Consider the following 14,922-nt stretch of genomic DNA (forward strand, 5'->3'; position numbering starts at 1 on the left):
ACGTCCCCGACACTCAATTCCAAGATTTGAGTACCACGTTTGCTCAAATGGGAGATTTGAGTGCACCAGGATAACGTGCCCGGCGGGTGGGACCATGTGCCCCGGCGCTCAATTCCAAGATTTGTGCGCCACGGACTGCCGGGTCTCAACGGAAAGTGCGCGCTAAAGCGGAGCCGAGCAGCGTCTAAAACTCCGAGAAGCGCGGTTCGCCGGCGCGCGCCAGATCCTCCCCACCCGCGAGCTCACGCACGGCCGCCACGAAGCGCTCCTCCTCCCCCGCGCGAAACACGCACGAGAGCTGCACGTCCTCGGCAAAGAGCGAGTCAGCCACCTTGCCGCCGGCATCGACCACGAGGCGCGTCACTCGGTCGTAGAGCGCATAGGGCAGCTGGACCGTCACGGGCACGACGAGCGTCATCTCGCAGATCGCGCCGTCCTTCTCGGCGGCGGCCACGGCCGCCTGCGTAGCGGCGGTATAGGCCCGGACGAGCCCGCCCGGCCCTAGGAGCGTGCCGCCAAAGTAGCGCGTCACCACACAGCACACGTCCGCGAGGCCCGCCCCGCGCAGCACGTCGAGCGTGGGCATGCCGGAGGTGCGGCTGGGCTCGCCGTCATCGGAGCAGCGCTCGCGGCCATCGGACAAGATCCATGCGGGTACATTATGGCGCGCGTCGTGGTGGCGCGAGCGTACCTCCGCGATAAACGCCTCGGCCTCCGCCTCGCTCCCAACGTGCGCAAGCTGCGCGATGAAGCGGCTCCGCCGGTCCTCGAACTCGCCGCGTGCCTCGACACCCGCGCGCAGCGTGAGATAGGATTCGCCCGCGCTCACCGGCCCACGCACCTGAGCAGCGGCTCCCCCGCCACGATCTTCTCGCCGCAGACCGGCGCCACCTCAGCGAAGGCCTCTGGGTTGCTCACGGTGACCACCACGGTGTCGTCCATGCCGCGACCCCCCATGAGGGCGCGGTCAAAGCCCAGGACCGGCTCGCCCGCGCGCACGGCGTCTCCCTTGCGAACAAAGGCGTGAAAGCCCGCGCCGCGCAGCTCGACGCTGTCCAGACCCACGTGGAGAAGGACCTCGGCGCCGTTGTTGGCCTTGATGAGCAGGGCGTGCTTGGTCTTGACGTCTGCCGTCACGGTTCCCGTGACCGGCGAGAAGGCGACGTCCCCCTCCGGGCGCACGCCCATGCCCGCCCCGAGCATACCCTGGGCAAAAACCGGGTCCGGAAGGTCCTCGAGCGCGACCACCTGGCCCGAGACGGGAGCGAGCACCGCCTGCGGGTCGTCCGCCACGTCAAGCGCCACGGGCTTCTCGGCCAACGAACCAAGCTTCTGCAACAGACCCACGAGACGACCCCTCCCCCACGACCGGCGCGCAACAAGCTGACTTCCGGCCAAATTTCTGCGGCCTTATTGTAGTCACGCGAGCTTGGGCGGGGCAAGTTTTACCAACATGGTAGAATCTCTCTCGCGAGGTGGGCCAGGCGACCGCGGGGCGCACCCGGAAACGGGAGCGTCATGAGGAAAGTCCGGGCTCCACAGGGCAGGATGCCGGCTAACGGCCGGGCGGGGTAACCCGACGGAAAGCGCCGCAGAAAAGAAGACTCCAACTGGCGAAGGAGGCGCCCCGCGCGCCGAAACGCAAAGGGAAAAGCTGAAACGGTGGTGTAAGAGACCACCAGCGCCGCGGCAACGCGACGGCTTGGCAAGCCCCATCCGGAGCAAACGCAAATAGGAGCGCTATGGTGTGGCCCGCACTGCGCTCGGGTTGCGCGCTAGAGGCGGGCGGAGACGTCCGCAGTAGATAAATGGCCGCCCACGACAGAACCCGGCTTACAGGCCCACCTCGCACCCTCTTTCATGACACCCAGCTCTGACGTCACTGTCGCATGACACTCAGTTCTGACGTCACTGTCATGTCAGAGACGAACATGTGTCCGGTGTGCGTGCTACCCTAACGTCAAACAGACGTTCGGGGGACGTGATGGACGAGAACGGCGCACAACTTAGCAGCTCCCCTCCCGAGGTGGAGCGCATGACCTCGGCGCTCGCCGAGACGGCGCGCCGCTACGGGGTTCTTCTCGCCTGCGAACCCGTTGCGGAGGGCATCGTCGCCTCGGTGGGAGTGGGCTACCTCGCGCACCTTGACGAGGGCCAGCTCGAGCTCTGTCGGGCGGACTGCTGCCAGCCGCACCCGGGACAGGTGGTGCTCGGGCCGCTCGACGCCGCGAGCGAGGGGGCGACGGCTCTCACGAGGCGCGTGTTGGAGGGGTTTCAGCGGAAGAACGGTCGTGAGTGCGCGCGCCGCGCGGCCCTTGCCTGCGCATCGGACGAGAGCTGCGCGCCCGAGGCGGTCCATCGCTACCTCAGACTGGGGTTCTCCCAACCTTGGGAGGTGCGCCCCGGCACCACGGACAAGCGCGTGCTCGCCGTGGACGAGCTGTCGTGCCTCGTCCTGCGCGAGCTGGAGAGCGCCCAGAGGCTCACGCGATTCTCGCGCGCGGCGGATGGCTCGCTCGTAGCCGCCATCGAGCCGGCGGCCAACATCGTGCCGCTTCTGGGCGCGCGCTGGGCGCAACGGCTCGGGTCCGAGCGCTTCTGCCTCGCGGACCCGCGGCATCGCGTTGCGGCCTTCCACGAGGCCCGCGCCGCGCGATGCGTCCTCGTAGGCCTTGACGAGCGGCTCTGCGGGCGCCTCAGGGGCATGGAGATGCAGCGTCTCACCGAGGACGAGCGCCTCCTTCGCGCCCTCTGGAAGCGCTTCCGCGAGCACGCCGCCCTCTCCGGCCGCGGCCCGCAGGCGCACCTCGTGGACAGGTGCCCCCGTTGACCTAGGGCGCAGCGCAGGGGCCGCCATGCCCAGACGGGCGCGGAGCCCTTACAAAAAAGCCCCGCATCGTGAGTGAGCTGCCTCCCATTCCTCAGACTTCTATTTCCATGTCCAAGAGATGGGAGGCAGCTCATGAAGACCGGGACGCGCGTCGGATAGAGCGGAGGCTAGCCCCTGTTGCGACGCCCACGCAGCGTCAGCGCCACGGCAGCCACGGCAGCCCCGCCCACGGCGAGAAGCCCGGGCAGCGTCGTGTTGGCATCGTCGCCCGCGTAAGGAATCGCCTCGTCACCGGCCTCGTTGTTGTCGGCGGCATTGTTGTTGTCGCCGGCGACGCCGGTGTCATCGTTGTCGGCAACATTGTTGTTGTCGCCGGTGTCGTCAGTGTCGCCGGTGTCGTCGGTGGTGTCGTCAACGGAGGTCGTTCCCTCCTGAACGTAGCCGCAGACGGTGCAGGAGCGCTCCCACAGGCCGTCTCCGACCTGCTCCCACGTGCCAAAGACGTGCTCAGAGCGGTCCTTCACGGCCCCGCACTCCTCGCAGACCTTCCAGTGGTCGGCCTCATCGTGCTTCCAGTCGGACCAGACGTGCTCGTGAGCCGGGGGCGTCACGGACTCGGCAACGAAGGTCGCCTCGATCGTGTGGTCACCGGTCACGTTGCCGAAGGCGTAGCTGTCCACCGCGCCCACGGACACGCCGTCGACCTTCACGTCGGCGATCGCGTAGCCCTCGTCGGGCGTGATCGTGAAGGCCTGGTCAGCGCCGTCGGCCACGGTCACGGCACCGTTGGGAGTTATGGTTCCGCCCTCACCGGCCGAGGCGGTGATGGTGTGGAGTGCCGAGCGGAACGACACGTCGATGGTGTGGTCACCGGTCACGTCGCTGAAGGCGTAGCTGTCCACCGCTCCCACGGACACGCCGTCGACCTTCACGTCGGCGATCGCGTAGCCCTCGTCGGGCGTGATCGTGAAGGCCTGGTCAGCGCCGTCGGCCACGGTCACAGCACCGGACGGAGAGATGCTGCCGCCCTCCCCTGCCGTGGCGGTGATGGTGTGCTGGGCCGCGCGGAACGACACGTCGATGGTGTGGTCTGCGTCAACGGCAGCAAAGGTGTAGGAGCCCATGCCGTCATCGGCAACGACCTCGGAGAGGTTGATGCTCTGACCGTCAATCTTCACGTCCGCGATGATGTGGTTGTCGTCAGGGGTAATCGAGAAGGTCTGGTCAGCGCCCTCCGCAACGACAACGGCTCCAGAGGGCGTGATGGTGCCGCCCTCGCCGGCCGAAGCGGTCACCGTGTGCGCCTCGGTCTGCCAAACCATGGCAAACGGGCTGAAGCCGGAGCTGGGAACCGTGAACATCAGGCCCTGCTCGGTCGGAGTGACCTCGATGGTCTCGAGCTCGGCGTTGCTAATCGCCTCCTCAACCTCCGCCTGGCCACTGATGCCATACTCGCGGTGCAGGCCCTTGTAGTGGACAAGCGTGAAGTCGATGCCCTGGGCGTCCTCATAGGTCATGCCGTCGGGATAGGGCAGATAGATCGTCGTGTCACCGTTGTTAGCCACCCAGGCGTTGCCGTTGTTGGCATCGACAAGGTCAAGGTAGCGGAACGCAAAGCGATACGCCTGACCGGTGCCAAGCTCGGGGAGCAGGCCGGAGTCCACGGCCTTTTGCTCGAGAAGCTCCTGTCGATTGTCGCCAGTGTTGGTGAGCAGGGAGTCATCGAGCACGGACACGCCGCTCGTATCATCCACCGGGCGACCCGCGTCCCCGTTCAGGGTGAAGGACGCGTTCCCATCGACCACGGCAACGGCATGAGACTCCATCGTGGCAGGAGCGGTGGTCCTGACCGCATAGGTGCTCTCGCCAGTCTTGGCAGCGTCAACATCCTGAACGTGACGAACAATGATGGTGCCGAGGCCAAGCTCCTCGTTCACCAGGTTTCCGTTGATCCTGAGCTTGCTGGGGTCGAACCCGTCGTTCCAGCTCAGGTGAACGAGGTATTCACCTGCGACGGAGTCATTGCTAACGGGGTTGCCATCGGCATCCGTATAGGACACCACAAGCTGGCTCATCAGATAGTCGAGAGGGTCGGTGCCGTCAGCCAGGACATCCTGACCGTCATAGGTCATCTCGGTGATCTCATCGAGCGAGTCGGTGAGGGTCACGACAGGCCATCCGCCGTCATCATAGGACTCGTCGCCCTGACCGCCGCCGGTATAGATGGTGACGGCATCAGGCGTGATGGTGTACTCGTTGCTGTTGACGAACATGAGGGCATACGACTGTCCGGCCGTGAGGCCCTCGAGCGTGACGTCAATGGTGCTGCCGTTCTCAACCTCAACGAACGTGACGCTTGCACCGGATGCCGGCGTGCCATCCTCATCGAGCTCCACGAGCGCGGCGTAGAGTCCCGTGTTCTTGGTGTCCTGCGGACGGCTCGCCACAAAGTGCACCGTATCCTCGGACGGCTGGAACCAGATGGGCCCGCCGGTCTCGTTCACAACCGCCCAGTCCGGGTGCTGGACATTCAGGGCGCTCTTGATCGCGTTCACGGTGACGGTGTTGGCGTTGCCGAGCTTGATGGGTGCATAGCCAGAATCGATGGTCACGTCAAACGGCACGAGGTCGATGGTCGTGGAGCCCTGCAGCGTTCCCGGGGCAATCGAGACGTGTCGACCGGCGTTATCAGCAACGCGCTCAGCACCCTCCCTCGTAACCTGAATCTGCGCGCCCCCGTTGTGGTTCCCGGAGATGACCGCGCCGTCAGTTATGTTGACCACCGACTCAGAGGATCCGTTTGCCTGCGCGCCATAGACCAGCGCATAGCCGCCGCAGTTGGAGATTGTGCCGCTGATCGTCACGATGGAAGGATCGCCCGCGAGCAGCGCGGTGCCGCTGCAGTCCTTGATGGTGCCCGTGATGTCAATGGTTCCGTCGGCCCTGGAACCGTTGTTTGAGATGAAGAACACCTCGCTCGCCGTAATGTTGCTGATGGTGCCCGCGACCTCGATCGTGGGCTTGCCCCCGTTGAGGTAATAGAGGCCCGCGTCGGTGGTGCTGCAGTCAGTGATCAGTCCGGTTTCCTCCACCACAAACGTGTTGTTGGTTCCGCGACCGCGAACGATCACGTTTCCTGAGCTGATTCCCGTGACCGTACATGAGCTGATTCCCGTGACCGTACCGCCAATATAGATGCGTCCGGCGTTGGAATCGGCCAGCGAGACGTTGCTGTCCGAAATCTCAGACCCAGCCTCAGTCGTCATCGTGGCGCCATTGATGAGCATGAAGATGACGTCAGTTCCCTTGCCGTCGTGCGACTTGATGTTGCTGATGGTGCCGTTCGGACCGAGCGTGAACTCGGTCGTTGGAGCGGTGCCGAAGTAAGCGACGCCGGCAAAGGCGTTGCCGGTTGCCCACGTGCAGTTGCGCTCCGACTCATTCGACGTGATGTTGCTGATGCTCCCGTCAACGTAGGTCTTGCCGCCGTCCTCGGAGAAGATCGCGCGGCCGTTGAGGTCCTGGATCGACGACCCAGCCTCCATCCTGAAGGTGCCGCCCTGGTTCCAGACCGCTCCCGCAGGGCCTATGCCGTCTGTGGTGTTGCTGTCGTTGGATGCGGTTCCCTCGTCCCCGTGCACAGTGTCGGCATCATCGCAGATCATGCTGCCGGCCTTCATGGTAAGCGAGCTGCCGTTGCCGACGTCACCGCCAATGCGAACGGCAGACATGCCACCAAAGTTCTTCAGCACGGCACCGGACTCAAGGATGATCGAGCCGTGCCCGTCACCGGATGCCTCAATGATGGCGCCTTGAACCTTGTCTCTGTTCTCCTTGTTCGTCGTGCTCTGCTCTTGGTAGCTTACCGGCCCGCCTACATTGAGCCCGTTTTGGGGCTGTCGGTTCGCGTCGTCAAGGGTGATGTCAACGAGAGTGAGCATGGCGTAGTTCTGGACCTCAATCATCGCGGGGTTGTAGCCGCCGCGCCCCCCGTCATTGTGTGCACTAAAGTTATCCGCTCGCGTGACGGTGTGCCCGTCGCCATCTATGGTGACAGCCTTGCTCCCGATGTAGATATACGAGCTCAGCGTAATGTCACTCTGCAGGTGAATCGTTCCGCCGTTCGAAACGGCAGAGACCGCAGCCTGAATCGTCGCGAGCGGCGCGTCTGCGGTGCCAGCGTTGTTGTTGTCGCCACCAACGCCCACGTATACGTCCTGCAGCGAGCTCTCGGCCGGGGCCTGCTGCGCCATGGCCTCGGGCACAACGTCGCCCTGCTCGTCAAGGGACTGCTGCGCAGAACTGCTGCCCTCGTCGAGAGGCGCCTCGCTCTGGTCGGCCTGCCCCTCGCCGTCCCCCTCGACGTCAACCTGAGCGAGGCCTGAGTCTTCGCCCTCAACGGACGTGACCGCCTCGGCCAGGGCCGAGGTCGGCATCATGCCAAGCACCATGCTCGCGCCAACGAGCACGGCAAGCCACCTCGGGCTCCCTCCCGTATTTCTCATGCTTACCGCCTTTCCTTCGACAATTTGCACATCAAGAAACACCGGCCGCGCCGATGTCCCGTCGTGTCACTCGGATGGCACGGCCGGCAGCCGCACTCGATACCAGTTCGACAGCTGTGCCCCGTTTTCGGCAAAGCGCATCTCGACCTCGATGAGCCCGTCGCGGCGCAGCGCGGCAAGGCCCCGGTCAACGGTCTTGACGTTTCGTCCGGTGAGTTTTACAAGGTCACGCTTGGTGGAGCAGGTGCCACCGTTGAGCGCGGTCTCCCCACCGATGTAGTGCAGGAGCTCGCGCTGGGTCCTCGTGAGGCGACGGGGAGCAACTTCGGTATCCCTGACCCCTTCAAACCCCGTCATCACGCACCCCCCTGTCCAAAACGTAGACATTTTTCCCATTGCCCGAAGAAATCGCCACTCTGAGCGTTTCTGCAGATGAACGTCCCCCCCCCTCGAACATTTTGTACATTTAATCACCCGCCGTTCAAATTGTCTACTTTATGAGCCTGAGAATGGACGGGCGCAGGAGGTCTTCTCACGCGGGTCCTGTGATGTTTCAACATGAAAGGAACCCCGGCCCGCGAGTAAATCTGGGGTCCAAATCTACCCACGGGCGCAACCATGGGCGTCCACCTTGCGCGGTGCGGAGAGAGGTGGCGGTAGTCGGGCGTCCACCCCGCGCGCGGCGAGGAGAGCCGTGAAAAAACGCCCCGGGCCGAGAAGGGCACGGGGCGTGAGGGGCGAGATGCGTGCGGCGCGCTAGTCGAGGTCGCCGAAATCAGCCGCAGTCGCTGTCGGGGCAGGCGTGGAGATGGGGGCCACGGGCGTGGGGGCGGCAACGGGGACGTCGGCGTGCGTGGTACCGGCGGAGCCGGTCAGCGAGGAGGAGAGGCCAACCTGAGACGGGAAGACGGCCTCGGCGTCGTCCATGAAGTGCTGGAGGAGCTTCTTGTACTCGGCGCGGAACTCCTCGCGGGAGCTCTTGAGGCGATCGATCTCGTCGAGCTCGTTCTGCTTCTCGGCGAGGGCCTGACGGATGACCTCGCGGGCCTTGGCGTCGGCCTCGTTACGAATGCGCTCGGCGTTGTCGCGAGCGTCGGCCACGAGCTTGTCGGCGGACTGCTGGGCAACGATGAGCACCTGGGAGATCTGGCGCTCGGAAGCGGTGAGCGTGTCGGTGGCAACCGGCGCGGGCACGGGGGCCGGCGCGGGGGCGACCTCGCGCTCCTCGAGGTTGGCAATCTGAGCCTGGGCGGCAGAGAGCTGCTGCTCGGTGGAGGTCAGGCGGCCCTTGAGGTCAGCGATCTTCTGAAGCATCGCGTCAACCTCGGAGGAGAGCTGCTCGAGGAAGGCGTCGACCTCCTCGGTGTCGTAGCCGTGCTTGGAGGGAGAGAAGGTCTGCTGTTCGATGTCTGCTGGTGTGATTGCCATTCTATTTCCCTTTCGCTGAGCGCCGGCGCGGACGCCTGCCCGCGCAACCGTACCAGATAATTCTACAGAATAAGCGAGAAGACCAGTCGCTCGATGATGCCGAGCGCCAATATTGCCACAACTGGCGAGAAGTCAATGCCGCCAAACGGCGGGATGACCCTGCGGAAGATCCCAAGATAGGGCTCGACCAGCATGCCGATGGCACCGCGAACGTCATCCAGGAAGCCCCCGCCGCGCATGGGAACCCACGACAGGAGGCACCAGACCACGATGAGCACCTCGTAGATGTTAAACAGACGTTGAATCAAAACGACGAAGTTGAGCACTCGGGGAGCCTTTCCTCTTTCCTACCTGCCGGCGAGCTCGCGCGTGCGGGCGAGCGCCGCGTCCACGGCCGCGTACGTCCCGTCCATGAGCGCCGGCTCGAGCTCTCGCAAAGCCGCAGCCGTCGTTCCGCCGGGAGAGGTCACGCGCTCCATATATTCCCTCGGATGCACACCCTCATTCAGCAGCTGCTCGGCGCACCCGCGCATGGTGGTCTCCACCAGCTCGCGCGCGGAGGCCGCGGGAAGCCCGCGCAGGACGGCGGCGCGCGTGAGCGCATCCACAAAGAGCGAGAAGAACGCGGGAGCCGTGCCAACAACGGCCCCCGAGACGTCCAGCTGGTCCTCGCGCATCACGGCAACCGACCCAAGCGCCGAGAAGAGCTCGCACGCAAGCGACACGTCATCGGCCGTGGCGCTCGCGCCACCCGTGACGGCCGTGGCGCCGGAGCGCACCTGCACCGGCAGGTTGGGCATCACGCGCACCACGCGCGCCCCGGGAAGGGCTGCCTCAATGGTGGCGACGCTCACCCCCGCGGCAATGGAGATCACGCACCTCCCGGCAAGGCGGGCGGCCACCTGTCCCATGACGTCGCCGAGCACCTGGGGCTTCACCGCCAGGATGACGACGTCGGGCTCCTCGGCGGCAAGCGACGGCGCGTCCGCGAGGACGCGCATGCCGGTCTTGGCGATAGCCGCGCGCTTCTCGGCGTCGGAGTCTGCCACGAGCACGCGCGCGGCGGGGAGCAGACCCGAGTCGACGAGCCCGCGGGCAATGGAGCCACCCATCGAGCCACCGCCGATGATGCCAACGGAGATGTTCAGCTCAGATGACATCGCGCGCCGCCTAGCGGACGAGGTCGCCATCGGCGACGAGCTTGTCGATGTCAGCCTTGGAGAGGGAGGCGCCGGCGGGCAGCACGGCAAAGACGCGGTCGCCCAGCTCCTCGATCTCGCCGCCGACGCCGTACGAGAAGCCAAAGCAGAAGTCCAGGATGCGCTTGGCCGTCTCGATGTTGGTGTTGCGGAAGACGACGACCACGGGCTGGTTGGTGCGTACGCGGCGCACGACGGTCTGGACGTCGTCATAGGAGACCGGCTTGAGCACGTAGGGTGGAAGCTGGCTCGAGGAGATGCGCGAGATGGTGCGCGGGCCGAGGTCTCCGGGGGTGGGGATGCGCCCGGTCGCGGACTCGTAGGCCTCGGCGGCAGGGGTTTCTGCGTATGCGCGCGGACTCACGGGAGCCGTCTGCTGGGTGCGCTCGGCGCTCACGGGACGGCCGGAGCGGGTGTAGACGGATACGCTCTCCGCCTCGGGGCGGGGGGTCGTCCCCAGAAGGCGCGGGCTCGAGCCGGGGTCGCGGCGGCGGGAGGAGGCACCGCGGTCGTAGCCCTCGTCCTCGTAGCCCTCCTCGTAGTAGTCGTCCTCGTAGTAGTCGTCCCCGGCGATGCCGTGGAGCTTGTCCTTGATCGTGTCGAGAAAACTCATGTCATTCTCCTTCATCTGGCTTGCTGCCGTCTGTCTCCCCGCACGCCCGCCCTGCGACCGCGTGTCCAAAATGCACCCGGTGCAAAGTGGGCACGGCGGATACGGGCGCCGGGGTCACGTCAGGGCGTAGCCCTGGTCAAACACGCACCTGCCGAGGCGGACGAGGGTCGACCCCTCCTCCACCGCGATCTCAAAGTCGTCGCTCATCCCGCACGAGTTCGTCTCGAGCGCGAGCCCCGTGCGCCCGCGCAGCTCCTCGGCGAGCTCCCTCAGGCCCGAGAAGGTCCTGCGGGCGGCGTCCGCGTCTCCGACGGGAGCCATCGTCATGAGGCCCCGGACGCACAGGCCCGGGAGCGCCACGACCCGCTCCACGGCGGCGCGGAGCTCGTCCGGCGCAAAGCCGGACTTTGAGGCCTCCCCCGAGACGTTTACCTCGAGAAGCACGTCCGAGCAGATGCCGCGCGCCTCGCTGCGCACGGAGACCGCCTCGGCAAGGTGCTCCGACGAGATAGAGTGAATGAGCGTCACGCGCCCGATCACCTGGTTGATCTTGTTCTTCTGGAGGTTGCCGATCATGTCAAAGCGCACGCCCGCCATCTCGGGGAGCTGGCCGAGCGCCTCGAGCTTTCTTCCCAGCTCCTGCGGGCGGTTCTCGCCAAAGGCGTCCCAGCCCGCCCCGCGGGCGAGAAGCACCTCGCGCGGACCCACGGTCTTGGAGACCGCAATGGCGCGCACGTCGCCCGCGGACCTGCCGGCCCGCCCCGCAGCGGCGGCAACCCTCTCCAGAATCTCCTCCCGACGCTCGCGAAGGAAGCGCGCGTACTGCTCGTCCTCGCTCATCGGGGCATCGCCTCCCCCTTCGCGCCCGACGCGTCCGCATCAGCGGGCCACGCCCACGCCTCGTTGCGCATCACCGCGAGGGCGCCGTGCCTGCCGCAGGTTCCGCCCTCAGCTCGATACGAGAAGAACCGGTCCGTGCTGCTCGCCGTTGAGACGTCGCACCACGAGGTTCGCTCGGGTGAGACGCCGACCTCCGCGAGCGTTGCCGCAAGGCAGGCGGAGAGGTCGAGGTGGCGCGGCGAGCAGAGCGCCGTCGGCCCAAACTCCGCCGAGAAGCGCTCGGCGAGCTCCTCCGAGACCTCGTAGTCGGGGCCGAGCACGTGCGGCCCCACGAAGGCGCTGACCTCAGACGGCGCGCACCCTGCCTCCTCGCAGAGCGTGCGCACGGCCTTGGCCGCGATGCGCGCTATCGTCCCGCGCCAGCCGGAGTGCGCCACGGCAAAGCCGCCGGGGCACGTGAGCACCACGGGGACGCAGTCCGCAAAGCAGAGCAGCACCGGAACGTCGCGCGCCGTGCACACGACGGCGTCCGCCCCCGCGCGCGCCTCCGCCTGGGCGCTGGCCACGTCATCGGGGCGCCCGGACCGCACGACCACGATGTGGTCGCCGTGCACCTGATGCGGGTTCACGAGGTTGCGAAGCAGCCCCTCGGCCCCGATGGCCGCGAGCGCGCGCCTGCGGTTCTCGGCCACGGCGGCCGGGTCGTCACCACAGGCGGAGCCCAGGTTGAGCGAGGCGTACGGGGCACTCGAGACCCCGCCCGAGCGCTCGGTGAATGCAAAGGTGACCCCGCCCCCAACGGTCTCGTTGGTGAGCAGGGTCACGCCTCCCACGTGATGTCGTGTCAGGAGGGGCATTTAGAGTCGGCTGCGCTTGAGGAACTCGGGAATGTCAAACTCCTTGTCGTTGGAGGACGAGGAGGACTGCGGGCGGCTCACGTTGATGGGCATGGAGGCCGGCTTGGACTTCGGGGCGCTCCTGTGCTCGGAGGCAGCGGGGCGGGTGACGGTCATCGTGGGCAGCTGCTGCTGGACGTTGCCGTCGTCAAAGCCGGTGGCGATGACGGTCACGCGGACCTGGTCGCCGAGGGACTCGTCGACCACGGTGCCAAAGATGATCGTGGCCTCGGGGTCAACGTTCTGGGCAACGAGGTCGGCGGCGTCGTTAATCTCCTGGATGCCGAGGTCCTTGTTGCCGGCGATGGAGAGAAGGACGCGCGTGGCGCCGTCGATGGAGCCCTCGAGCAGGCGGCTGGAGATGGCCTCCTCGGCGGCGTCGGTGGCGCGGTTGTCGCCGGAGGCGGTGCCGATTCCCATCATCGCGGTGCCGGAGCTCCTCATGATGGTGCAGACGTCGGCGAAGTCGAGGTTGATGAGGCCCGGGACGGTGATGAGGTCCGTGATGCCCTGGGTGCCCTGGCACAGGACGTCGTCGGCCATGCGGAAGGCCTCGAGCATGGTGGTCTTCTTCTCGGAGAGGTCGAGCAGGCGGTCGTTGGGGATCACGATGAGCGTGTCGACGTTCTCGGAGAGGTTGCGGATGCCCTCGATGGCGGAGTTATAGCGCTTGCGGCCCTCAAAGGCGAAGGGCTTGGTCACAACGCCCACGGTGAGGGCCCCGATGTCGTTCTTGGCGATGTCGGCCACAACGGGGGCAGCGCCGGTACCTGTGCCGCCGCCCTCGCCGGCAGTGATGAAGACCATGTCGGCACCGGCGAGCGCCGCCTTGATCTCGTCGCGCGTGTCCTCGGCGGCCTCCTTGCCGACCTCGGGGTTGGCGCCGGCGCCGAGGCCCTTGGTGATGTCGGTGCCAATGTGGACCTTGATGTCAGCGTCGGAGATGGCGAGAGCCTGGGCGTCGGTGTTGACGGCGACGAACTCAACACCGCGGATGCCCTCCTCGATCATGCGGTTGACGGCGTTGGTGCCGCCACCGCCCACGCCAACGACCTTGATCACGGCGAGATAGTTGCTGAGGGTGTCGGTGTCCTTGATCATCGTGTTCCTCCTCATGGTGCCTACGTACTTCGTTCTGAGCGTGTTCCTTTACGATTTTTCGCTCATCCCGTCGTAGGCAAAACCCTAAAGGTCAAGTTAAGCCCGACGCTTGGGATAAAGCGAAGTATATTTGCACACTTGAGGGTAGTTCGTCAAACGGTTTGATGAAACTGTGAACCTCGCAGCTCAGAGGCCTTGTCCATCGGAGGTTGCGCCATCTTGCGCCGTCGCGTCCGCAGGCTCGGAACCCTCGACGTTCTGCTCGACGGTTCCGGAGCTGGCCTCAGAGCCGTCCTGGCCCTGCTCGCCATCCGTGCCCTGCTCGCCATCCGTGCCCTGCTCCTCGTCCTGCTGCGGGTCTGCCTGGGTGGGCGCGTTGGCATCAAGGCCCTCGTTGAGGCCGTCAAACATGGAGCTGCCCTCCGCGGACTCCACGGTCTCTGAGTCGATGGTCCTCACGGACGGGTTGGAGACCACGCGCACGACGATGTAGAGCGCGGTGTCGGGGTACTTCTCCAGATACTCCGTGACGATGCGCTCCTTCTCGGGGATGTCCGTCGCGGAGCCCAGGGAGACGGCCACGCCGTTGCTGAGCATGCACCAGATGTCCTCCGTTGAGGAGGCGGAGTAGCACACGATCTTTGAGGAGAGCTCGTCAGAGAAGCCCTCGCGGAACTCAGAGACGCTCTGGAGGACCTCGTCGGTTGCCTGGGAGCCCGACTTGGGGTCAACGGTCGAGGGAACGTCGGTGATGAGCAGGTATCCCTCCGCCTGAGCAAGAGCGAGCGCGGCATCATCCACGGACTGCCCCTCGGCAGCCTCGATCCTCGTGGGCTGAATCCACGTCCCGGCGTCTCCGAGATACCACGCAACGGAGCCCGACCCCATGACCACGAGCGAGTCCACGTGCTGCTCGGTGATGATGAGCTTGAGGGTGCCGGGGAAGATGCGCTCAAAGGAGACGGACGCGACCCACGGGTTCTTCTTGAGCGAGGCCTCAACCGCGGCGGTGTCCACGTTGAGGAGCGTGGACCCAACGGGGACCTGCGCGAGGTTCTCGACGTCCTCCACGCTCACGTGCTCGGTGGGCTCGACCTCAACCGAGGTGATCTGGAACATGGACGAGTCGCGCAGCACAAAGTAGGCAACGAGCAGCACGAGCGCCACGGCAACGAGCGCGCCGGCACCGATGGCCAGGATGCGGAGGGCCTCGATGCGCTGATGGCGCTTGCGGCGGTCGCGCGAGGTCGCGGGGGCCTGCTGCGGCGACGCCGCGCCGCGGTGCGAGACGCGGCTGAGAAACGCCGGCGTTGAGCCGGAGCCGCCGCCCTTGCGCGGGGCGGGCGCCACCTTGGGCGCCGTCTTGGGCGCAACCTTGGCCGCAGCCTTTGCCGTGACCTTGCGCGCGGACGAGGAGGCCCCCGCCTCGCGCGCGGGGCGCGTGGGCTTGGAGGGTGTCGCCTTCTTGCGCGGCGTGGGCCGCCTGACCTCGTTACCTGCCATCGTGACC

Annotated in this window: 13 protein-coding genes and 1 other RNA gene; 2 read left to right on the forward strand and 12 right to left on the reverse strand. The window is 66.1% G+C overall.

The features are described 5' to 3' along the window. Positions 1–184: 184 nt before the first annotated feature. Together QUW25_RS06720 and QUW25_RS06725 are read right to left on the reverse strand one after the other, a co-directional pair. Positions 185–829 carry an IMPACT family protein gene (locus tag QUW25_RS06720; protein ID WP_289511443.1) on the reverse strand — a complete coding sequence of 215 codons (645 nt, stop codon included), beginning with the start codon at positions 827–829 and terminating at the stop codon, positions 185–187. Beyond that, complete coding sequence (locus tag QUW25_RS06725) at positions 826–1,347, reverse strand: PTS sugar transporter subunit IIA (protein WP_289511444.1); 522 nt, start codon at positions 1,345–1,347, stop codon at positions 826–828. Before QUW25_RS06725 ends, QUW25_RS06720 begins: the two co-directional genes overlap by 4 nt. 125 nt (positions 1,348–1,472) lie before the next feature. On the opposite strand from QUW25_RS06725, the gene rnpB reads away from it, so the two are divergent. Together rnpB and QUW25_RS06735 are read left to right on the forward strand one after the other, a co-directional pair. Beyond that, positions 1,473–1,852: RNase P RNA component class A (gene rnpB / locus QUW25_RS06730), an RNA gene on the forward strand. Positions 1,853–1,984: 132 nt separating this feature from the next. Next, positions 1,985–2,830: a DUF4130 domain-containing protein gene (locus tag QUW25_RS06735; protein ID WP_289511445.1), complete on the forward strand. Its 846-nt coding sequence runs from the start codon at positions 1,985–1,987 to the stop codon at positions 2,828–2,830. A gap of 167 nt (positions 2,831–2,997) precedes the next feature. Here QUW25_RS06735 and QUW25_RS06740 read toward each other — a convergent pair whose 3' ends face one another. From QUW25_RS06740 to QUW25_RS06785, 10 genes are all read right to left on the reverse strand, one after another. Then, on the reverse strand, positions 2,998–7,335 hold the full coding sequence (locus QUW25_RS06740) for an InlB B-repeat-containing protein (RefSeq protein ID WP_289511446.1): 4,338 nt from the start codon (positions 7,333–7,335) through the stop codon (positions 2,998–3,000). Between the two features lie 66 nt (positions 7,336–7,401). After that, complete coding sequence (locus tag QUW25_RS06745) at positions 7,402–7,692, reverse strand: hypothetical protein (RefSeq protein ID WP_289511447.1); 291 nt, start codon at positions 7,690–7,692, stop codon at positions 7,402–7,404. Between the two features lie 399 nt (positions 7,693–8,091). Beyond that, positions 8,092–8,763, reverse strand: coding sequence for a DivIVA domain-containing protein (locus QUW25_RS06750; protein WP_289511448.1), 672 nt, complete (start codon positions 8,761–8,763; stop codon positions 8,092–8,094). A 62-nt stretch (positions 8,764–8,825) separates the two neighbouring features. Further along, a complete protein-coding gene (locus tag QUW25_RS06755; RefSeq protein ID WP_289511449.1) occupies positions 8,826–9,089 on the reverse strand; it encodes a YggT family protein in 264 nt (87 codons plus the stop codon). Between the two features lie 21 nt (positions 9,090–9,110). After that, positions 9,111–9,923, reverse strand: a complete 813-nt coding sequence (gene proC / locus QUW25_RS06760) for a pyrroline-5-carboxylate reductase (RefSeq protein ID WP_289511450.1) — start codon at positions 9,921–9,923, stop codon at positions 9,111–9,113. Between the two features lie 10 nt (positions 9,924–9,933). After that, on the reverse strand, positions 9,934–10,575 hold the full coding sequence (locus QUW25_RS06765) for a cell division protein SepF (protein ID WP_289511451.1): 642 nt from the start codon (positions 10,573–10,575) through the stop codon (positions 9,934–9,936). 114 nt (positions 10,576–10,689) lie between these two features. Next, positions 10,690–11,415: a YggS family pyridoxal phosphate-dependent enzyme gene (locus QUW25_RS06770; protein WP_289511452.1), complete on the reverse strand. Its 726-nt coding sequence runs from the start codon at positions 11,413–11,415 to the stop codon at positions 10,690–10,692. Then, on the reverse strand, positions 11,412–12,248 hold the full coding sequence (locus QUW25_RS06775; RefSeq protein ID WP_289511453.1) for a polyphenol oxidase family protein: 837 nt from the start codon (positions 12,246–12,248) through the stop codon (positions 11,412–11,414). The genes QUW25_RS06770 and QUW25_RS06775 overlap by 4 nt, the downstream gene beginning before the upstream one ends. A gap of 24 nt (positions 12,249–12,272) precedes the next feature. Next, entirely contained in the window at positions 12,273–13,412 is a 1,140-nt protein-coding gene (ftsZ, locus tag QUW25_RS06780; RefSeq protein WP_289511454.1) for a cell division protein FtsZ, read from the reverse strand. Positions 13,413–13,598: 186 nt separating this feature from the next. Next, a complete protein-coding gene (locus QUW25_RS06785) occupies positions 13,599–14,915 on the reverse strand; it encodes a cell division protein FtsQ/DivIB (protein ID WP_289511455.1) in 1,317 nt (438 codons plus the stop codon). Positions 14,916–14,922 lie beyond the last annotated feature (7 nt).

The organism is Thermophilibacter provencensis, from assembly GCF_030372065.1.
GTDB classification, from domain to species: domain Bacteria; phylum Actinomycetota; class Coriobacteriia; order Coriobacteriales; family Atopobiaceae; genus Thermophilibacter; species Thermophilibacter provencensis_A.

Bases quoted from the DNA above. Each gene is read 5' to 3' on its own strand.
- QUW25_RS06735 (WP_289511445.1), top strand. From the start codon at position 1,985: ATGGACGAGAACGGCGCACAACTTAGCAGCTCCCCTCCCGAGGTGGAG.
- QUW25_RS06740 (WP_289511446.1), bottom strand. From the start codon at position 7,335: ATGAGAAATACGGGAGGGAGCCCGAGGTGGCTTGCCGTGCTCGTTGGC.
- QUW25_RS06745 (WP_289511447.1), bottom strand. From the start codon at position 7,692: ATGACGGGGTTTGAAGGGGTCAGGGATACCGAAGTTGCTCCCCGTCGC.
- QUW25_RS06750 (WP_289511448.1), bottom strand. From the start codon at position 8,763: ATGGCAATCACACCAGCAGACATCGAACAGCAGACCTTCTCTCCCTCC.
- proC (WP_289511450.1), bottom strand. From the start codon at position 9,923: ATGTCATCTGAGCTGAACATCTCCGTTGGCATCATCGGCGGTGGCTCG.
- QUW25_RS06765 (WP_289511451.1), bottom strand. From the start codon at position 10,575: ATGAGTTTTCTCGACACGATCAAGGACAAGCTCCACGGCATCGCCGGG.
- QUW25_RS06770 (WP_289511452.1), bottom strand. From the start codon at position 11,415: ATGAGCGAGGACGAGCAGTACGCGCGCTTCCTTCGCGAGCGTCGGGAG.
- ftsZ (WP_289511454.1), bottom strand. From the start codon at position 13,412: ATGATCAAGGACACCGACACCCTCAGCAACTATCTCGCCGTGATCAAG.
- QUW25_RS06785 (WP_289511455.1), bottom strand. From the start codon at position 14,915: ATGGCAGGTAACGAGGTCAGGCGGCCCACGCCGCGCAAGAAGGCGACA.